Genomic DNA, 13,673 nt, shown 5'->3' on the forward strand with positions numbered 1-13,673 from the left:
AGGCCCCGTGAACTTCCAGGAGGAGATCCAAAATGTCCTATGTCGATGGTTTCGTACTTGCCGTATCCAAGGCAAAACTCGATGACTACAAGAAGCTGGCCAACCTCGCAGGGCCTATCTGGAGGGAACATGGCGCGCTCGCCTATGTCGAATGCATCGGCGACGACGTGCCCTATGGCGAGGTCACGTCCTTCCCGCGTGCCGTGCAGGCCAAGGACGACGAGATCGTCGTCTTCGCCTGGGCCGTCTATGAGTCGCGGGAGAGCCGCGATGCCGTCATGGCCAAGGTGATGGCCGACCCGCGCTTGAAGGCCGATTGGGCGGACATGCCGTTCGACGGCAAGCGCATGATCTTCGGTGGCTTCAAGCCATTCATTGAGCTTTGAGCAGCCGGTAGCGATTAGAAGAAGCCTCAGCTTCGTCATCCTAGGGCGAAGCAGGAGCGAAGCTCCGTCGCGAAGCCCCTAGGATGACGACGCGGGTGCTTAGGCCAATCTCTAAGGCCACGCGATCAGCTAGATAGCGTTGCACTAATCCAGCTTGTCCAGCAACGGCTTGAGCCGGTCTCCATAGCGCTTCCACAGATCGACCGACCCCTGATACATCGGCTGGCGCACCTGTGCGGCTGAAGCCGTGCGAACCGGTCGGTCGGTTTCGTGGAACGATAGTGCCGCATCGTCCCAAGGCAGGCCGAGATGAGCGATCAATGCCCGCGTCTGTCCGTCCTGGTCGGCGACAAAATCCTCGTAGCGTACATCATGCACAACGCCCGGCAGCACCGTGTGCCAATGCTTCATGATGTCGGTGTAGAGATTGTGGAAGTCGGCGAGCTCGCCGAGATCGTAGCCATAGCGATGGCTGTCGCCGCGGAAATGCACCTTGTAGATCGACAGGCAGGTGGCCGCCGCATCGCGCGCGCAGTGGATGATCCTGGCCTTCGGCATCATCATGTGGATGAAGCCGACAAGCAGGAAGTTGCCTGGCATTTTGTCGGTGACGTGACGCATGTTCGGATAGCGGGCATGCAGCATGTCGAGATAGGCTTGGCCTGCCTCGGCAAAATCCGCATCGCCCATATCCGATACGCCCCATGGGAAGCCACCCGGCATGGTCGCCGGGAACTGCTTGCCGACCGCCTTCTTCAAGATGCTGAGCTCGCCTGCGCCGTAGACCTGCGGATGGCTGGCAATGATCTGCTCGACCAGCGTCGTGCCCGAACGCGGCATGCCGACGATGAAGATCGGCGTGTCGTCGCTGATTGAGCTGGACCTGTGCTTCTCGAAGAAGCCGGCATCGAAGGTGGCCTTCATCGCTTCGAACTCGGCCCGCGTCCTGGCCTGGTCGTAGTCGATGCCTTTGCGGCGGATCGCATTGCCTTCGGCGAAATAGTCGAAGGCCCGGCCATAATCCCTGAGATCGTCATTCGCCTTGCCGAGTCCGAAGGACAGCTGCATGCGTGCCAGGCTGTCCTGCGGCGCTTTGGCATGCTGGGCCTCCATGCCCCCAAGCTCGCTGTCGCGCTCCTTCTGGCGCTTGACCTGCGTCAGCATCAGCCAGGCTGTGGCCATGGCGGGGTTGATCGCCAACGCCTGCCGGAACAGGTCGGCCGCCTCGTCGAGCTTGCCCTTTTCCATCAACCCAACGCCGAGCCCGTGCAGCAGGTCGGCATCCTTGGGCCGGATCGTCAGCGCTTCGCGGAAGACGGCGAGCGCCTCATCCAGCCGCCCGGCTTCCTGCAGGGTTTCGGCAAGCCCGATGCGGGCGCGCACATGAAATGGGTTGCGTGCAACCGTGCCGCGATAAATCTCTTCGGCCTCTTCGAACTGGCCGACCTGCTTCAGCGATGAGCCTAGATTGTCGCGCGCCGCGAGCTGGTCCGGCCGCAGATCCACCGCCCCGCGGAAGAAATCGATGGCCGCAGCAGGGCGGCCGAGGTCGCGCATCACCGTCCCGAAATTGTTGAGGAAATCGGGATTCGTCGGCTGCAGGCTCACCGACCGTTCGATGAGATCCAGCCCTTCTTCGCTGCGCCCGGTCTGGTGCAGCAGCAGTCCCAGGAAATGCGCGGCGGCGGCGTGCTTGGGCTGACGCGCCAGCACCTGCCGGTAGATCGTCTCAGCCTCTTGCCGGCGCCCGGCCTGATGCAGTTGCAACGCCTGCTGCACATACTGGTCGAGGCCCAGCGGCGGCTGTCCGCCTGCGCCAGACCTGGCTCCCGCACCCGCCGCTCGTCTTTGATCTCTGTTGATGGGAAACCTGCCGTGTTTTGTCCGCCTGTGGCGATCTAAGCCATCGGCGCCGCAGGTTCAAGGCTTCGCCTGCTGTCTCGTCCTTTCGTCGGTGCGGAAAGATCAAATCAGGCGATTGGTCTCGGCAACCTGCCTGGCACGCCGGACCGTTCCATCGGTGTCGGCGATCCTTCGCTTTGCCGCCTCGTCACTTCTGACAGTCAGCCGCGGCGACAGGACAACCATCGGCTTTGCCATTACCGGCTTTGCGACCGGCGTGATCGTTACGGGGGTGCCTATTGGCGTCTTTACGGACATCACGAGGTCTCCTTCTTCAATTCACAAGAAAAATGAAAATACCGGGAGAATTATTCCCGCTAAGCTTCAAACAGTTTTTGAATTGTATGAATTTGTATCATCATTTTTCTGATAGTTACAGCGCGCAATTTTTTGAATGAAACCCAATTTTATTTTAAAACGCCTTGATTAAATTACAACAAAGGCCTATTTGTACAGGATCGCTTTGGGCCAGAATTGGCATCTCGCGGCGTCAGAGGTTCTCGACCCGCCAATCTCATTCCAAATCATCGATACCGGGCGCGCGGCATATTCGCTCCGCGCGACCATTCTCATTCTTCGAAAGACCGACATGAACACCGGAACCGTGAAGTTCTACAATGGCCAGAAGGGCTTCGGCTTCATTCAGCCGACCGAGGGCGGCAAGGACGTCTTTGTCCATGTCAGCGCACTGGAGCGCGCCGGCTTCCCCGGCCTCGCCGAAGGCCAGAAGCTGCAGTTCGAGTTGGAGCGTGACACCAAGGGCCGCGAGTCGGCCGCCAATTTGCAATTGATCTGATCCGGCCGAATTCGATGAACGCTGACCACGGATGTACTGGCAGCTCTCGAAAGCGGCTTATTTCCAGCGACAGCCGGAAATAGGAAAGCGGGGCTCGTCCCCGCTTTTTTGTTTTCAGGACCGCTGCTTTGCATAGGTAGACAATGCCGGACCGCACCACCCACTCCATCGCGCACTTCACCGCACCTTTCGTGCTCGGCGGACTGGAAGGGCAGCTGCCGGCCGGCGACTACGACATCGACCACGACGAAGAGCTGATCGAGGGCATGTCGCGGCTTGCCTGGCGCCGCGTCGCCACTTTCATCCATCTGCCGGCAAGGGCAGCGAAAAACCCGCCCACCAGCCAGCTTGTCGCCATCGATTACCTCGAACTCGAAACAGCGCTGAAGCGCGACAGGGAGAATGCAGCATGATCCGTTTCCAGCAGAATGCGCGCCCGCGCACCGACACGCCCGCGCACCAGTTTTCGATCGGTCAGACCGTGCGCATGAAGAGCCGCACCGGCCTCGTCCAGAAGACCGCCGAACTGTTCCAGATCAAGAGCAGGCTGCCGGTCAAGGATGGTTCGCCGCAATACCGCATCCGCAGCGAGCAGGAGACCTATGAACGGGTCACCACCGAAGACAATCTCGAACCGGCAGATCCGGTTGTTGCCGGCAACCCGGTTGTTGCCAGCAACCCGCTCATCTGAGACCCCACCGCCAACACTGAAGCAGGAGCACGACATGTCCAAAGGTCAACAGCGAAGCAACCGCGAAACGCGCAAGCCGAAGAAGGACAAGGTCGTGGCCAAGCCCGCCTCCCCGTTCGGCTCCTCGGTCAAGCAGGCGGAGAGCAGCCTGAAGCCGAAGTCGAAGGGCTGACAAACTGGAGGGCGCGCCTCGTGCGCCCTTTCCGTCGTCCCTCTGTGAGGGGACGAATTGACTGGACAGGCCTGCGCAATGCTCTGCCACGGAGGCGCGCTTGAATTTCGTCATCGAGTTCTACCGGTCGCGCGACGCCGACGAAGCCACTCTCGACAAGGTATCACTGGAGGCGCCGAACCTGCGCGCCGCGCTGCAGGGCGCCACCGCGCTGTTCCACACGCTGGCCATGCCGCAAATCCCCGATCGCCTGCGCATCTGCGACGACAATGGCTGCGAGCTTTACGCCGGCCCGGCCGACGGCGCCTATCCGGTTTAGAGCGGCGGTGCTGCCCCACGACTCCATTAAAGTTCACGTAAGATCGAGGCCCTAAGATCCGCCTGAACCGGGCCGCTGCCACGATTGGTGGCCGAGACGTTTGCGGGCGACCACCCACGATCGCCGCTCATACCCGAAGGCAGGAGGCGCATGGACAGGTCGCGCATCATCGTGACGGCGGTGGTGTTGGCCATGCTGGGCGCCATCGTACCGATAGCGGCTATGTTTCATCTCGCTTGGCTTCAGGCCGTCCAAAAGGAACATGAGCGGCTGCAGTTGTTCGCCAGCCGCGCCATCGCCAGGGCCGACATCTCGCTCAAGGATGCGACCGTCGCCTTGCGGCAGATCGACCAGTTCACCGGCGTCCGCTGTTCGGCGGACCATATAGCCCGCATGCGGCAACTCACCATCAACACGCGCCCGATCGAAGAGATGGGCTATTTCGAAAATGGCCTGCTCAAATGCTCTTCCTGGGGACTGACTGAAGGGCGCGTTGCGCAATCCATCCCGGACTTCACCACCAGGGACGGCATTGCCGTCACCGCCCGCATGCAGCCGGTGATGAGCGAGGACCATTTTCTGATGGCGCTGCAATACAGGGACCACAATGTCCTTGTCGATCCGGTACGCTTTGTCGACGTCATCGTCGATCCCGGTGTCCAGCTCGCTTTGACGACGCAAACGGGCATCCTGCTTGGCGCGCTGAACGGACCGGATCCCGCCCGCATCGAGAAGATCGTCGCCGGCCCCGGCGAAGGCATCGATGACGATCTCCTGTTTGCCACCGCGCGCGAGACGGGCTGGATCGCTGTCGCCACCGAACCGACAAGCCAGATCCTGGGCAGCGTTCGCCAGCAGCAATTCCTGCTGCTCCCGCTCGGCGCCTTCATGGCCGCCTTCATCATCGGCATGGTTGTGTGGCTGTCGCGAAGGCGGCTTTCGCCCTTGGGAGAATTGCAGATCGCCGTGCGCAAGCGCGAATTCATCGTCCACTATCAGCCGATCGTCGAACTCAGGACCGGCAATTGCATCGGGGCGGAAGCGCTGGTGCGCTGGAAGCGGCCGAACGGTTCCCTCGTCCGGCCCGATCTCTTCATTCCGCTGGCGGAAGAGAGCGGCCTGATCACGGCGATCACCGATCAGGTCATTGCGATGGTTGTGTTCGACCTGAACAGGCTTCTGGTCGCCGACCGCTCGCTTCACATCGCCATCAATCTCAGCGCAACCGATGTCGGCACCGCGCGGGTCCTGCCTATCATCGAAAAGGCGTTGCAGCACACCGGGATCCGGCCCCAGCAAATCTGGCTCGAGGCGACGGAGCGAGGTTTCGTCGATATCAACTCGGCCCGCTCGACGCTCGTTCGTGCCCGCGAACTTGGCCACGCAGTGGCAATCGACGACTTCGGCACCGGCTATTCCAGCCTGTCCTATCTCGAGGGGCTGCCGCTCGATGCGCTCAAGATCGACAAATCGTTCATCGATACGATCAGCACGAATTCCGCCACCAGTTCCGTCACCCCGCATATCATCGACATGGCCAAGACATTAAAGCTGAAGATCGTTGCCGAGGGCGTGGAAACGCAGGCGCAAGCCGACTACCTCGCGGCGCGCGACGTCGACTACGCCCAGGGCTGGCTTTTCGCCAGACCCATGCCCGCGTCCGAGTTCATCGCCTACTGTCGCCAGGTGAAGCCGACGGCTTGACGCCTGTCGTCCTCAACAAGGCGCATCGTTCTCAGCACGGCCCGTCACCAACGACGCGATAGTCCGCGGCGCGGGCTTCGCAGGAATTGGGGAAGGTGCGCATCTCGCCATGACGGCGGCCGCAGACCGGAGCATATTCGCGGGTGCAGAACGTCTGCTCTTCACCGCCACCGCCACCGCCACCGCCGCCGTCGCGGCACGGGCCGTCGCGCACGATGCGGTAGCCGGCCCGGTCGGCAAGACAGGCATTGGCGAAGGTCTGGCGGTCGCCGCCGCGGCGGGCACAGACCGGCTCGTACTGCTTGCTGCAATATTGCGGTTCGGGCCGTGGCGGACGCGGGCGCGGCCCTGGTCCCTCATCGACGACGACGGTGCAGGCGGCAAGAATTGCCGACAGCAACAGGATGGCAAAACCCTGCCGCGAAAAGATTGCCGCCAGAAATTTCATGATGATCTCCCACGATCGCGTCCCCGGTTATCGATCCTCGCCATTCCCTTGCCAAATGCAACCCCCCGTTTGGGCCCCGCAACGACGACGGCGCCTGGCCCGCAAGGGGGGGTAGCGCGCCGCCGATGTCTGGCCCATTCGTGGGCCGGCTCTGGCCGATGACCCGACCGGCAAGCAAGCCTATGCCGAGCCCATCGATGCCCAAGTCAGTCGATCCTTGCGTCGGGATGCGCCCAGTGTGGCGGCCCGCGGCGGTATCTTGCAACCATCACGTTTCCGTGCGATAAATTCCGTGTTCGGGCATTTGCGACCCGGAGAGCGGAACGTTTTGGACGACCTTTCCCCGATACTGTGAATCTCTGACGGCCCCGTTTTCGGCGGGGGGTTTGACCATGCGCCAATGCATGACTGCCGAAGCAACCACCGGGAACTGCCCTTTGCGCCAGGCGGCGGGCGGGACCACCAAAGACTGAACGGGTGAAGGAGTTTCCCCAATGGCCCAGACCGGCACCGTTAAATTCTTCAACGCGACCAAAGGCTTCGGTTTCATCACGCCCGATGGTGGCGCCAAGGATGTGTTCGTCCATATCTCCGCGATCGAAGCCTCCGGCTTGCGCACGCTCGTCGACGGCCAGAAGGTCACCTTCGACGTCGAGCCGGACCGCATGGGCAAGGGCCCCAAGGCCGTCAACCTCCGCGCAGCCTGAGCCATCGGCGCGCCGCATGTCACTCGGACGTGCGACGGAGGCTCCATGCCTGCACCTGGCCTGGAGAGGGATCTGAATTTTGAAAGGCGCGGCGATCTTCGTCGCGCCTTTTCCTTATCGAAGGCGCGGGCCGGTGATGTCGCCCAAGCCGCCAGGTTCTGGGCAACGACTTGCATAAAAACAAAGACCCAAAGCGCGCCGCAACGTGCTTTAGACGCCCGCAAAACTTTCCCTTGCCGATGACGCTAAAATAAAGGACAAATTTCCACTCGGGCATTTGCCGGCCCGAGACTGGAGTTTATGGGACAAAGGAGCTTCCCATGCCGCAGACCGGCACCGTCAAATTCTTCAACCATGCCAAGGGCTTCGGCTTCATCACGCCCGATGATGGAGCGAAGGATGTTTTCGTCCATATTTCAGCCGTGCAGGCGTCCGGTCTTCCCGGTCTCGAGGATGGCCAGAAAGTGTCGTTCGACACCGAGCCGGACAAGCGCGGCAAGGGTCCCAAGGCCGTCAACCTGTCGGTCGGCTGAGCCGGCTTCAAACCGGCGATCCCAGGCAGATCGCTCCCTTGAGAGCCTATGATTTTTGACGTCTGTTTTGAATAGACACGTAAAAATCCGTTCAGCCCCCGTTCAGCCACGGTCGCATATTAGTCTTCGGTAAAGCCGGACCGCATCCCCGAAACTACACGGGCCGGCACGAAGGAGATCGACATGAACCGAATTTTCAAAACCGCCGTCCTGGCCGCTGCCGTGGTCGCTACCACGCTCACCGCCTTGCCCGCCGCCAATGCGCGCGACTGGCGCCGTCATCATGGCCATCATGGCAACGGCGATGCCATTGCCGCCGGCGTGCTCGGCCTCGCGGCCGGCGCGCTGATCGGTGGTGCATTGGCCAATGACCGGCCGCCGCCCGGCGCTGACCGCTACTACGATGACGGTTACGATCGTGACGTGGTGATACGCCCGGCCCCGGTGCGCCGCTACTATGCGGAGCCGCGGGTGGTCTACGCCGATCGTTATGCCGAGCCGTGGACGCGTGACTGGTACGAATACTGCTCGGACCGCTACCGCAGCTTCAATTCCCGTACCGGAACGTTCACCGGCAATGACGGCGAACAGCATTTCTGCACTGCCAATTAAACCAAGGGCTTCCCTGCCCCCAAAACAGAAAAGCGCTGACCGCAAGGCCAGCGCTTTTTTGTTGTGGTCCCTACAATGTCAACGGTCGCTTGAGGCTGATGAAAACAGCTACGGTTCCGAGCCTGGTTCAAGTCAAAAAAGGGTTGGTCCGCCTCTCCTCGCCAAAACGTCCGCCGGGACCGTGGCCACAGATGAAGCCGATGTCGTCGCCGAGCGGCAGGAGCTTGTCCTTGATCGAAGCGATCAGCGCCGCGTGGTCGCCGCCCGGCAGGTCGGTGCGGCCGACCGAGCCGCGGAACAGCACGTCGCCGACATGGGCGAACTTGGCCGCGCGGTTGTAATAAACAACGTGACCTGGTGCATGGCCGGGGCAGTGCAGCACCTCGAACACATGGCCGCCGAACGACACGGTCTCGCCTTCGGCCAGGAACCGGTCGGGCACGCAGTTACGCGCTCCGGCGATGCCGTAGCGCTTGCCCTGGTTTTCCAGATTGTCGAGCAGCGACTTGTCGGCCTCATGCGGACCGATGATCTCGACGCCGAGCGCCTCCTTCAACTCCATTGCGCCGCCAGCATGGTCGATGTGGCCATGCGTTATCCAGATAGCCCCGGCTGAGATCGCATTGTCCTTCAGCACCGCCAGCACCTTGTCGATATCGCCGCCAGGATCGACGACGACGCCATGCTTGTCATCCATGTCGAACAGGATGGTGCAATTCTGCTGGAACGGTGTGACCGGCACGATGCCGGCATTGAGCTGACCCATGATCGTCCTTTCGATGTTCACGGGTGATGTAGAGGCGCGGACAAAGGGCGTCCACCCTCGAAAGACGAACATCGGTAGCTCCGAAAACGGAAATGGGCGGCCGAAGCCGCCCATTTGAAAAGACCGAAACGGCCTGCCTACTTCTTCATGGCGCCCATGACCGCGCCGAGAATGGCGGTCAAGATCGCGCCGCCGCCGGCGCCGCCGACGATGTTCTGCAGGTTCAGCGCGCTGCCGAGACCGCTCGTTGCTGCTGCCGCAGCCGCCGGATCGACCACACCGCCACCCAGCAGGCTGCCGAGGATCGCCGCACCGCCGACGCCGCCAATGGCTCCGCCCAGGATTTTGGGAAGCTGACCCATCGCCGCCGTCTTGAGCGCCGCACCGACCGCCTGACCACCGATGACGCCAGTAATCACCTGTATGATGATCGGAAGAAGCGTGTTCATGTCCATATGATTAGTCCCTCCATAGCTGTCAGCCTCCCGGGCCGACACCATCATGAGACGCCGAATTGGACGAAAGTCAAATGCAGAAACGCTGAAATAAAAGGGGCGGCCCGAAAACCGCCCCTACTTCCTAAAAAAGCTGTGACTTTCGTTATTCTGCGGCGATCGCGTGCTTGGGCTGAACGGCCGCAGAATAGTCATTCATAAGATTCTTGGCTATTTCGCCGACCTCGAATCGGTAAGGCCCGATCTCGGAAACCGGCGTCACTTCCGCTGCCGTCCCGGTCAGGAAGCACTGCTCGAAGCTTTCCAGCTCTTCCGGCAGGATGGCGCGTTCAATCACCTCCAAGGCGCGATCCTTGGCCAGCCCAATGACCGTGCGGCGGGTGATGCCGTCGAGGAAGCAGTCGGGCTTGGGTGTGTGAATCTTGCCCTCCTTGACGAAGAAGATGTTGGCTCCGGTCGCTTCGGCGACCTGGCCACGCCAGTCGAGCATCATGGCGTCGGCATAGCCCTTGGCCTCGGCGGCGTGCTTGGACATGGTGCAGATCATGTAGAGGCCGGCGGCCTTCGACTTGGAAGGCGCGGTGCGCGGGTCGGGCCGGCGCCATTCCGCCACATCGAGACGGATGCCTTTCAGCTTCTGCGCAGGATCGAAATAGCTCGGCCATTGCCAGATGGCGATGGCGCAGTTGATGCGGTTGTTCTGCGCCGAGACGCCCATCTGCTCACTGCCGCGCCAGGCAATCGGCCGGACATAGGCGTCCTGGAAACCCTGCTTCTTGAGAAGCGTGGAAGAGGCGTCGTTGAGCTCGGCCACCGAATAGGGGATATTGAAACCGAGCAGGCGTGCCGATTCATGCAGGCGCTCGGTGTGTTCGTTGAGCTTGAAGATCTCGCCGCCATAGGCACGCTCTCCCTCGAAAACGGCGCTGGCGTAATGCAGCCCGTGCGTCAGCACATGGATCTTGGCGTCACCCCATTGGACGAATTCGCCGTTCATCCAGATGAAGCCATCGAGTTGATCGAAGGGAACGGATGCCATGGTAACCTCCCACGGGCGGCAGCCCGGATAGTTGTATCGTTGTGTGTTTCGTGTCGGCCGCCCAAAGCGGCTTTTATGGTGGAGCGTAGGCGGATAATTGCGCTCTGGCAAACTTAGGAAATTCCGGAAAAACCGGCTTCCCTTGCCTTTTCGTTCGCAATCCGCCCAAAAGCTTGTCAAAAATTACCATTGCAGGGAAATTACGTCAATAGTACTGACATAATCTCTCTTTCCCACGGAGAAATAATGACGGATCGAAGCCCAGCCGCCGGAAAACCGATCAGGACCGCGATGTCGGTCGAGGACGGCATCGACTTCGCCATCATCGAGCTGCTCTTCTTCGCCTATCGTGACTTCACCTCCGATCCGGACCAGATCCTGGCCGACTACGGCTTCGGCCGGGCCCACCACCGGGTGCTGCATTTCGTCAACCGCAGGCCGGGCCTGACGGTCGCCGAACTGCTCGACGTGCTGAAGATCACCAAACAGAGCCTGGCCCGTGTGCTCAAGCAGTTGATTGACACCGACCATGTCGTGCAGTTGCAAGGTCCGCGCGACCGCCGCCAGCGCGAACTTTATCCGACGGCCAAGGGCCGTGCGCTGGCGCTGGCGCTGGCGCGGCCACAGTCGCGCCGCATCCATGCTGCATTGGGGGATTCCGGAGTAACCGAACGGACCTTGGTGGAACGGTTCCTCGAAGCGATGGTCAATCCGGAACTGAGGGCGCAGATCGACGTTGGGTCCGCAAAAATGTCAGGGAAAAGCCATGGAGAGCACTGAACGGGTCGATCACGCGGCCGCACCGGACGACGACGCGCCACACCTGCTTGTGGTCGACGACGACACCCGAATCCGCAATCTTCTCAAGCAGTATCTGACCGAAAACGGCTTTCGCGTCACCGTCGCCGGCAATGCCGGCGAAGCCAGGCGCAAGCTTGCCGGCCTCGACTTCGACCTTCTGGTGCTGGACGTCATGATGCCGGGTGAGACGGGCGTCGACCTGACCAAGTCGCTGCGGGCCGAAAAGAACGTACCGATCCTGATGCTGACGGCCCTGTCGGAGACCGACAGCCGCATCTCAGGGCTTGAGGCCGGCGCCGACGACTACCTGCCGAAGCCGTTCGATCCGCGCGAGCTGATCCTGCGCATCAACAACATCCTTCGCCGTGGTGGCCCGGCGACCACGCCCAAGGTCGAGCAGTTGGTCTTCGGCCCCTACACCTTCCAGATCGCCCGGCGCGAATTGAAGCGTGGCGGCGAGGCGCTGAAGCTGACCGACCGCGAACAGGAGATCCTGGCGATCTTCGCGGCAAGGGCCGGCGAGACGATACCCCGCCACGAGCTTGTCGGTGACGATTCGGAGGTCGGCGAGCGCACCATCGACGTCCAGATCAACCGGCTGCGCCGCAAGATCGAGCGCGATCCGTCCAACCCGGTCTGGCTGCAGACCGTGCGCGGTATTGGGTATCGGCTCAGCGTGGAATAGAATGCCGCCTGCGGCCTGCTGAGCGGCTGCGGGCAAGCGAAATGAGCGAATGGCAACCACGGAACTGGAACAGCCGGGCAATGGCGGCTTGAGCGCACGCGCCGCGCGGACGCTGAAGGCGGTGCCGCGCGCCTGGAACCGCTTCTGGCGCCTCGTCTCGCTCTATATGCCCAAGCGGCTCTATGCCCGCTCGCTGATCATCGTCATCGCGCCGATGATCCTGCTGCAATCGGTCGTCGCCTTCGTCTTCATGGAACGTCATTGGGCAACCGTGACGCAGCGCCTGTCGCAGGCCACCGTGCGCGACATTGCCGCCATCATCGACCTGATCGAGACCTATCCGCGCGATGCCGACTACACCAACATCATCCGCATCGCCCAGGACCGCATGCAGCTGAAGGTCGACCTCTTGCCGCCCGACCCACTGCCCGCGCCCGGTCCAAAGCCGTTTTTCTCGATTTTGGATGATGTTCTCTCGTCCGAGATCACCCGCCAGATCAACCGCCCGTTCTGGATCGACACGGTCGGCAACTCCAACATCGTCGAGGTGCGCGTGCAGCTCGAGGGCAAGGTGCTGCGCGTCTTCGTGCGCCGCAGCCAGGCCTATGCCTCCAACACCCACATCTTCCTGATCTGGATGGTCGGCACCTCGCTGGTGCTCCTGATGATCGCCATCCCCTTCCTGCGCAACCAGATCCGGCCGATCCTGATGCTCGCCGAAGCCGCCGAAAGTTTCGGCAAGGGCCGGCCGATGCCGCGCGACTTCCGGCCGCGCGGCGCCGAGGAGGTTCGCCGCGCCGGCTTTGCCTTCATGCAGATGCGCGAGCGCATCGAGCGCCAGATCGAGCAACGCACCGCCATGCTGACCGGCGTCAGCCATGACCTGCGAACCATCCTCACCCGCTTCAAGCTGCAGTTGGCGCTTTCCGGCGGCAAGGCCGAGACCAAGGCCGCGCTCGACCAGGACATCGACGACATGCAGTCGATGCTCGAAGGCTATCTCGCCTTTGCCCGTGGCGAGGCTTCGGAAGACGCCGGACGGTTCGATCTCGAGGCCTATTTCGAGAAGCTCGACGAGGAGGCCAGGCTGCGCAAGCGCAAGCTGTCGACGACGCTTGCCGGAGACCCCGACGTGCATGTGCGGCCGAACGCCTTTGCCCGGCTGATGTCCAACGTGATCGGCAACGCCTTCCGCTATGCCAAGACGGTGGAAGTCAACGCCACCCATGGCCGCGGCTCGCTGCTGGTCACCATCGACGACGATGGTCCGGGCATCCCCGCTGACCGGCGCGAAGACGTGTTCAAACCCTTCGTGCGGCTCGACGAGGCCCGCAACCTCGATGCCAGCGGCACCGGGCTCGGCCTGTCGATCGCCCGCGACATCGCCCGTTCCCATGGCGGCGACATCACCCTTGAAGACAGCCCGCTCGGCGGACTGCGCGCTGTCATCAAGGTTCCCGCATAACGGGGCACGATTCCGAAAAGTGGAAACCGGCTTCATCCGCCCGTCATGAAACCATGATCAAGAGCGTGCATGAAGCGCGCGACCTCAATCGATTCGGCCTTGCCGCCTCACTTCGACCCCGTGCCCGTCCGGGTGCGCTGGAGCGAAGCGAGAGCAGCGGGCTGGTCGCCGTTCCGGCATCGTCTCAAGGCA

Annotated in this window: 19 protein-coding genes; 14 read left to right on the forward strand and 5 right to left on the reverse strand. The window is 62.0% G+C overall.

Translation table 11 applies throughout. The annotated features are described in order from the left end of the window. Positions 1-32 precede the first annotated feature (32 nt). A complete protein-coding gene (locus NKI21_RS06750; RefSeq protein ID WP_023809794.1) occupies positions 33-386 on the forward strand; it encodes a DUF1428 domain-containing protein in 354 nt (117 codons plus the stop codon). Between the two features lie 144 nt (positions 387-530). Here NKI21_RS06750 and NKI21_RS06755 read toward each other — a convergent pair whose 3' ends face one another. Continuing rightward, complete coding sequence (locus NKI21_RS06755; RefSeq protein ID WP_352865024.1) at positions 531-2,153, reverse strand: tetratricopeptide repeat-containing sulfotransferase family protein; 1,623 nt, start codon at positions 2,151-2,153, stop codon at positions 531-533. A 94-nt stretch (positions 2,154-2,247) separates the two neighbouring features. On the opposite strand from NKI21_RS06755, the gene NKI21_RS06760 reads away from it, so the two are divergent. The 7 genes from NKI21_RS06760 to NKI21_RS06790 all read left to right on the forward strand — a co-directional run bounded on the left by NKI21_RS06760 (position 2,248) and on the right by NKI21_RS06790 (position 5,970). After that, the gene (locus tag NKI21_RS06760) at positions 2,248-2,658 is read left to right on the forward strand and encodes a hypothetical protein (protein ID WP_155930562.1); all 411 of its coding nucleotides are present in this window, start codon (positions 2,248-2,250) and stop codon (positions 2,656-2,658) included. Between the two features lie 219 nt (positions 2,659-2,877). Continuing rightward, complete coding sequence (locus tag NKI21_RS06765; protein WP_352679666.1) at positions 2,878-3,084, forward strand: cold-shock protein; 207 nt, start codon at positions 2,878-2,880, stop codon at positions 3,082-3,084. A gap of 143 nt (positions 3,085-3,227) precedes the next feature. After that, a complete protein-coding gene (locus NKI21_RS06770; protein WP_023809798.1) occupies positions 3,228-3,497 on the forward strand; it encodes a hypothetical protein in 270 nt (89 codons plus the stop codon). Further along, on the forward strand, positions 3,494-3,775 hold the full coding sequence (locus NKI21_RS06775) for a hypothetical protein (RefSeq protein ID WP_023809799.1): 282 nt from the start codon (positions 3,494-3,496) through the stop codon (positions 3,773-3,775). Before NKI21_RS06770 ends, NKI21_RS06775 begins: the two co-directional genes overlap by 4 nt. A gap of 34 nt (positions 3,776-3,809) precedes the next feature. Beyond that, positions 3,810-3,947, forward strand: coding sequence for a hypothetical protein (locus NKI21_RS06780; protein WP_164482279.1), 138 nt, complete (start codon positions 3,810-3,812; stop codon positions 3,945-3,947). Between the two features lie 100 nt (positions 3,948-4,047). Next, positions 4,048-4,266 carry a hypothetical protein gene (locus tag NKI21_RS06785; RefSeq protein WP_127294949.1) on the forward strand — a complete coding sequence of 73 codons (219 nt, stop codon included), beginning with the start codon at positions 4,048-4,050 and terminating at the stop codon, positions 4,264-4,266. Positions 4,267-4,416: 150 nt separating this feature from the next. Next, positions 4,417-5,970: an EAL domain-containing protein gene (locus NKI21_RS06790; RefSeq protein WP_352796044.1), complete on the forward strand. Its 1,554-nt coding sequence runs from the start codon at positions 4,417-4,419 to the stop codon at positions 5,968-5,970. 31 nt (positions 5,971-6,001) lie between these two features. On the opposite strand, the gene NKI21_RS06795 is transcribed toward NKI21_RS06790, so the two are convergent. Further along, a complete protein-coding gene (locus tag NKI21_RS06795) occupies positions 6,002-6,418 on the reverse strand; it encodes a Kazal-type serine protease inhibitor domain-containing protein (protein WP_031212712.1) in 417 nt (138 codons plus the stop codon). Between the two features lie 494 nt (positions 6,419-6,912). On the opposite strand from NKI21_RS06795, the gene NKI21_RS06800 reads away from it, so the two are divergent. From NKI21_RS06800 to NKI21_RS06810, 3 genes are all read left to right on the forward strand, one after another. Next, complete coding sequence (locus tag NKI21_RS06800) at positions 6,913-7,125, forward strand: cold-shock protein (RefSeq protein ID WP_006202520.1); 213 nt, start codon at positions 6,913-6,915, stop codon at positions 7,123-7,125. Between the two features lie 320 nt (positions 7,126-7,445). Beyond that, entirely contained in the window at positions 7,446-7,658 is a 213-nt protein-coding gene (locus tag NKI21_RS06805; protein ID WP_013530020.1) for a cold-shock protein, read from the forward strand. Between the two features lie 183 nt (positions 7,659-7,841). Continuing rightward, a complete protein-coding gene (locus tag NKI21_RS06810; protein WP_023809802.1) occupies positions 7,842-8,270 on the forward strand; it encodes a BA14K family protein in 429 nt (142 codons plus the stop codon). Between the two features lie 127 nt (positions 8,271-8,397). Here the strand turns inward: NKI21_RS06810 and NKI21_RS06815 are convergent, their stop codons facing one another. The 3 genes from NKI21_RS06815 to NKI21_RS06825 all read right to left on the reverse strand — a co-directional run bounded on the left by NKI21_RS06815 (position 8,398) and on the right by NKI21_RS06825 (position 10,530). After that, complete coding sequence (locus tag NKI21_RS06815) at positions 8,398-9,036, reverse strand: MBL fold metallo-hydrolase (protein WP_024505622.1); 639 nt, start codon at positions 9,034-9,036, stop codon at positions 8,398-8,400. 137 nt (positions 9,037-9,173) lie between these two features. Next, a complete protein-coding gene (locus NKI21_RS06820) occupies positions 9,174-9,491 on the reverse strand; it encodes a hypothetical protein (RefSeq protein ID WP_352865028.1) in 318 nt (105 codons plus the stop codon). 145 nt (positions 9,492-9,636) lie between these two features. Further along, positions 9,637-10,530, reverse strand: coding sequence for a branched-chain amino acid aminotransferase (locus NKI21_RS06825; RefSeq protein ID WP_023809805.1), 894 nt, complete (start codon positions 10,528-10,530; stop codon positions 9,637-9,639). Between the two features lie 246 nt (positions 10,531-10,776). Here NKI21_RS06825 and NKI21_RS06830 point away from each other — a divergent pair, with 246 nt between their 5' ends. Genes NKI21_RS06830 through NKI21_RS06840 form a run of 3 tightly spaced genes read left to right on the forward strand, consistent with a single transcriptional unit; the run spans position 10,777 to position 13,481 of the window. Continuing rightward, positions 10,777-11,310 carry a MarR family winged helix-turn-helix transcriptional regulator gene (locus NKI21_RS06830; protein WP_027039379.1) on the forward strand — a complete coding sequence of 178 codons (534 nt, stop codon included), beginning with the start codon at positions 10,777-10,779 and terminating at the stop codon, positions 11,308-11,310. Then, complete coding sequence (locus NKI21_RS06835; RefSeq protein WP_013530014.1) at positions 11,297-12,016, forward strand: response regulator; 720 nt, start codon at positions 11,297-11,299, stop codon at positions 12,014-12,016. Before NKI21_RS06830 ends, NKI21_RS06835 begins: the two co-directional genes overlap by 14 nt. A gap of 49 nt (positions 12,017-12,065) precedes the next feature. Next, entirely contained in the window at positions 12,066-13,481 is a 1,416-nt protein-coding gene (locus NKI21_RS06840) for an ATP-binding protein (protein WP_023809807.1), read from the forward strand. Positions 13,482-13,673: the final 192 nt, after the last annotated feature.

Origin of the sequence: Mesorhizobium sp. M0715 (genome assembly GCF_040320355.1) — a bacterium.
Taxonomy (GTDB): Bacteria; Pseudomonadota; Alphaproteobacteria; order Rhizobiales; family Rhizobiaceae; genus Mesorhizobium.

Excerpts from the sequence above, each read along its gene's own strand:
- NKI21_RS06750 (WP_023809794.1), top strand. The coding sequence starts at position 33 with ATGTCCTATGTCGATGGTTTCGTACTTGCCGTATCCAAGGCAAAACTC.
- NKI21_RS06760 (WP_155930562.1), top strand. The coding sequence starts at position 2,248 with ATGGGAAACCTGCCGTGTTTTGTCCGCCTGTGGCGATCTAAGCCATCG.
- NKI21_RS06765 (WP_352679666.1), top strand. The coding sequence starts at position 2,878 with ATGAACACCGGAACCGTGAAGTTCTACAATGGCCAGAAGGGCTTCGGC.
- NKI21_RS06770 (WP_023809798.1), top strand. The coding sequence starts at position 3,228 with ATGCCGGACCGCACCACCCACTCCATCGCGCACTTCACCGCACCTTTC.
- NKI21_RS06775 (WP_023809799.1), top strand. The coding sequence starts at position 3,494 with ATGATCCGTTTCCAGCAGAATGCGCGCCCGCGCACCGACACGCCCGCG.
- NKI21_RS06780 (WP_164482279.1), top strand. The coding sequence starts at position 3,810 with ATGTCCAAAGGTCAACAGCGAAGCAACCGCGAAACGCGCAAGCCGAAG.
- NKI21_RS06790 (WP_352796044.1), top strand. The coding sequence starts at position 4,417 with ATGGACAGGTCGCGCATCATCGTGACGGCGGTGGTGTTGGCCATGCTG.
- NKI21_RS06795 (WP_031212712.1), bottom strand. The coding sequence starts at position 6,418 with ATGAAATTTCTGGCGGCAATCTTTTCGCGGCAGGGTTTTGCCATCCTG.
- NKI21_RS06800 (WP_006202520.1), top strand. The coding sequence starts at position 6,913 with ATGGCCCAGACCGGCACCGTTAAATTCTTCAACGCGACCAAAGGCTTC.
- NKI21_RS06805 (WP_013530020.1), top strand. The coding sequence starts at position 7,446 with ATGCCGCAGACCGGCACCGTCAAATTCTTCAACCATGCCAAGGGCTTC.
- NKI21_RS06810 (WP_023809802.1), top strand. The coding sequence starts at position 7,842 with ATGAACCGAATTTTCAAAACCGCCGTCCTGGCCGCTGCCGTGGTCGCT.
- NKI21_RS06815 (WP_024505622.1), bottom strand. The coding sequence starts at position 9,036 with ATGGGTCAGCTCAATGCCGGCATCGTGCCGGTCACACCGTTCCAGCAG.
- NKI21_RS06820 (WP_352865028.1), bottom strand. The coding sequence starts at position 9,491 with ATGGACATGAACACGCTTCTTCCGATCATCATACAGGTGATTACTGGC.
- NKI21_RS06825 (WP_023809805.1), bottom strand. The coding sequence starts at position 10,530 with ATGGCATCCGTTCCCTTCGATCAACTCGATGGCTTCATCTGGATGAAC.
- NKI21_RS06830 (WP_027039379.1), top strand. The coding sequence starts at position 10,777 with ATGACGGATCGAAGCCCAGCCGCCGGAAAACCGATCAGGACCGCGATG.
- NKI21_RS06835 (WP_013530014.1), top strand. The coding sequence starts at position 11,297 with ATGGAGAGCACTGAACGGGTCGATCACGCGGCCGCACCGGACGACGAC.
- NKI21_RS06840 (WP_023809807.1), top strand. The coding sequence starts at position 12,066 with ATGGCAACCACGGAACTGGAACAGCCGGGCAATGGCGGCTTGAGCGCA.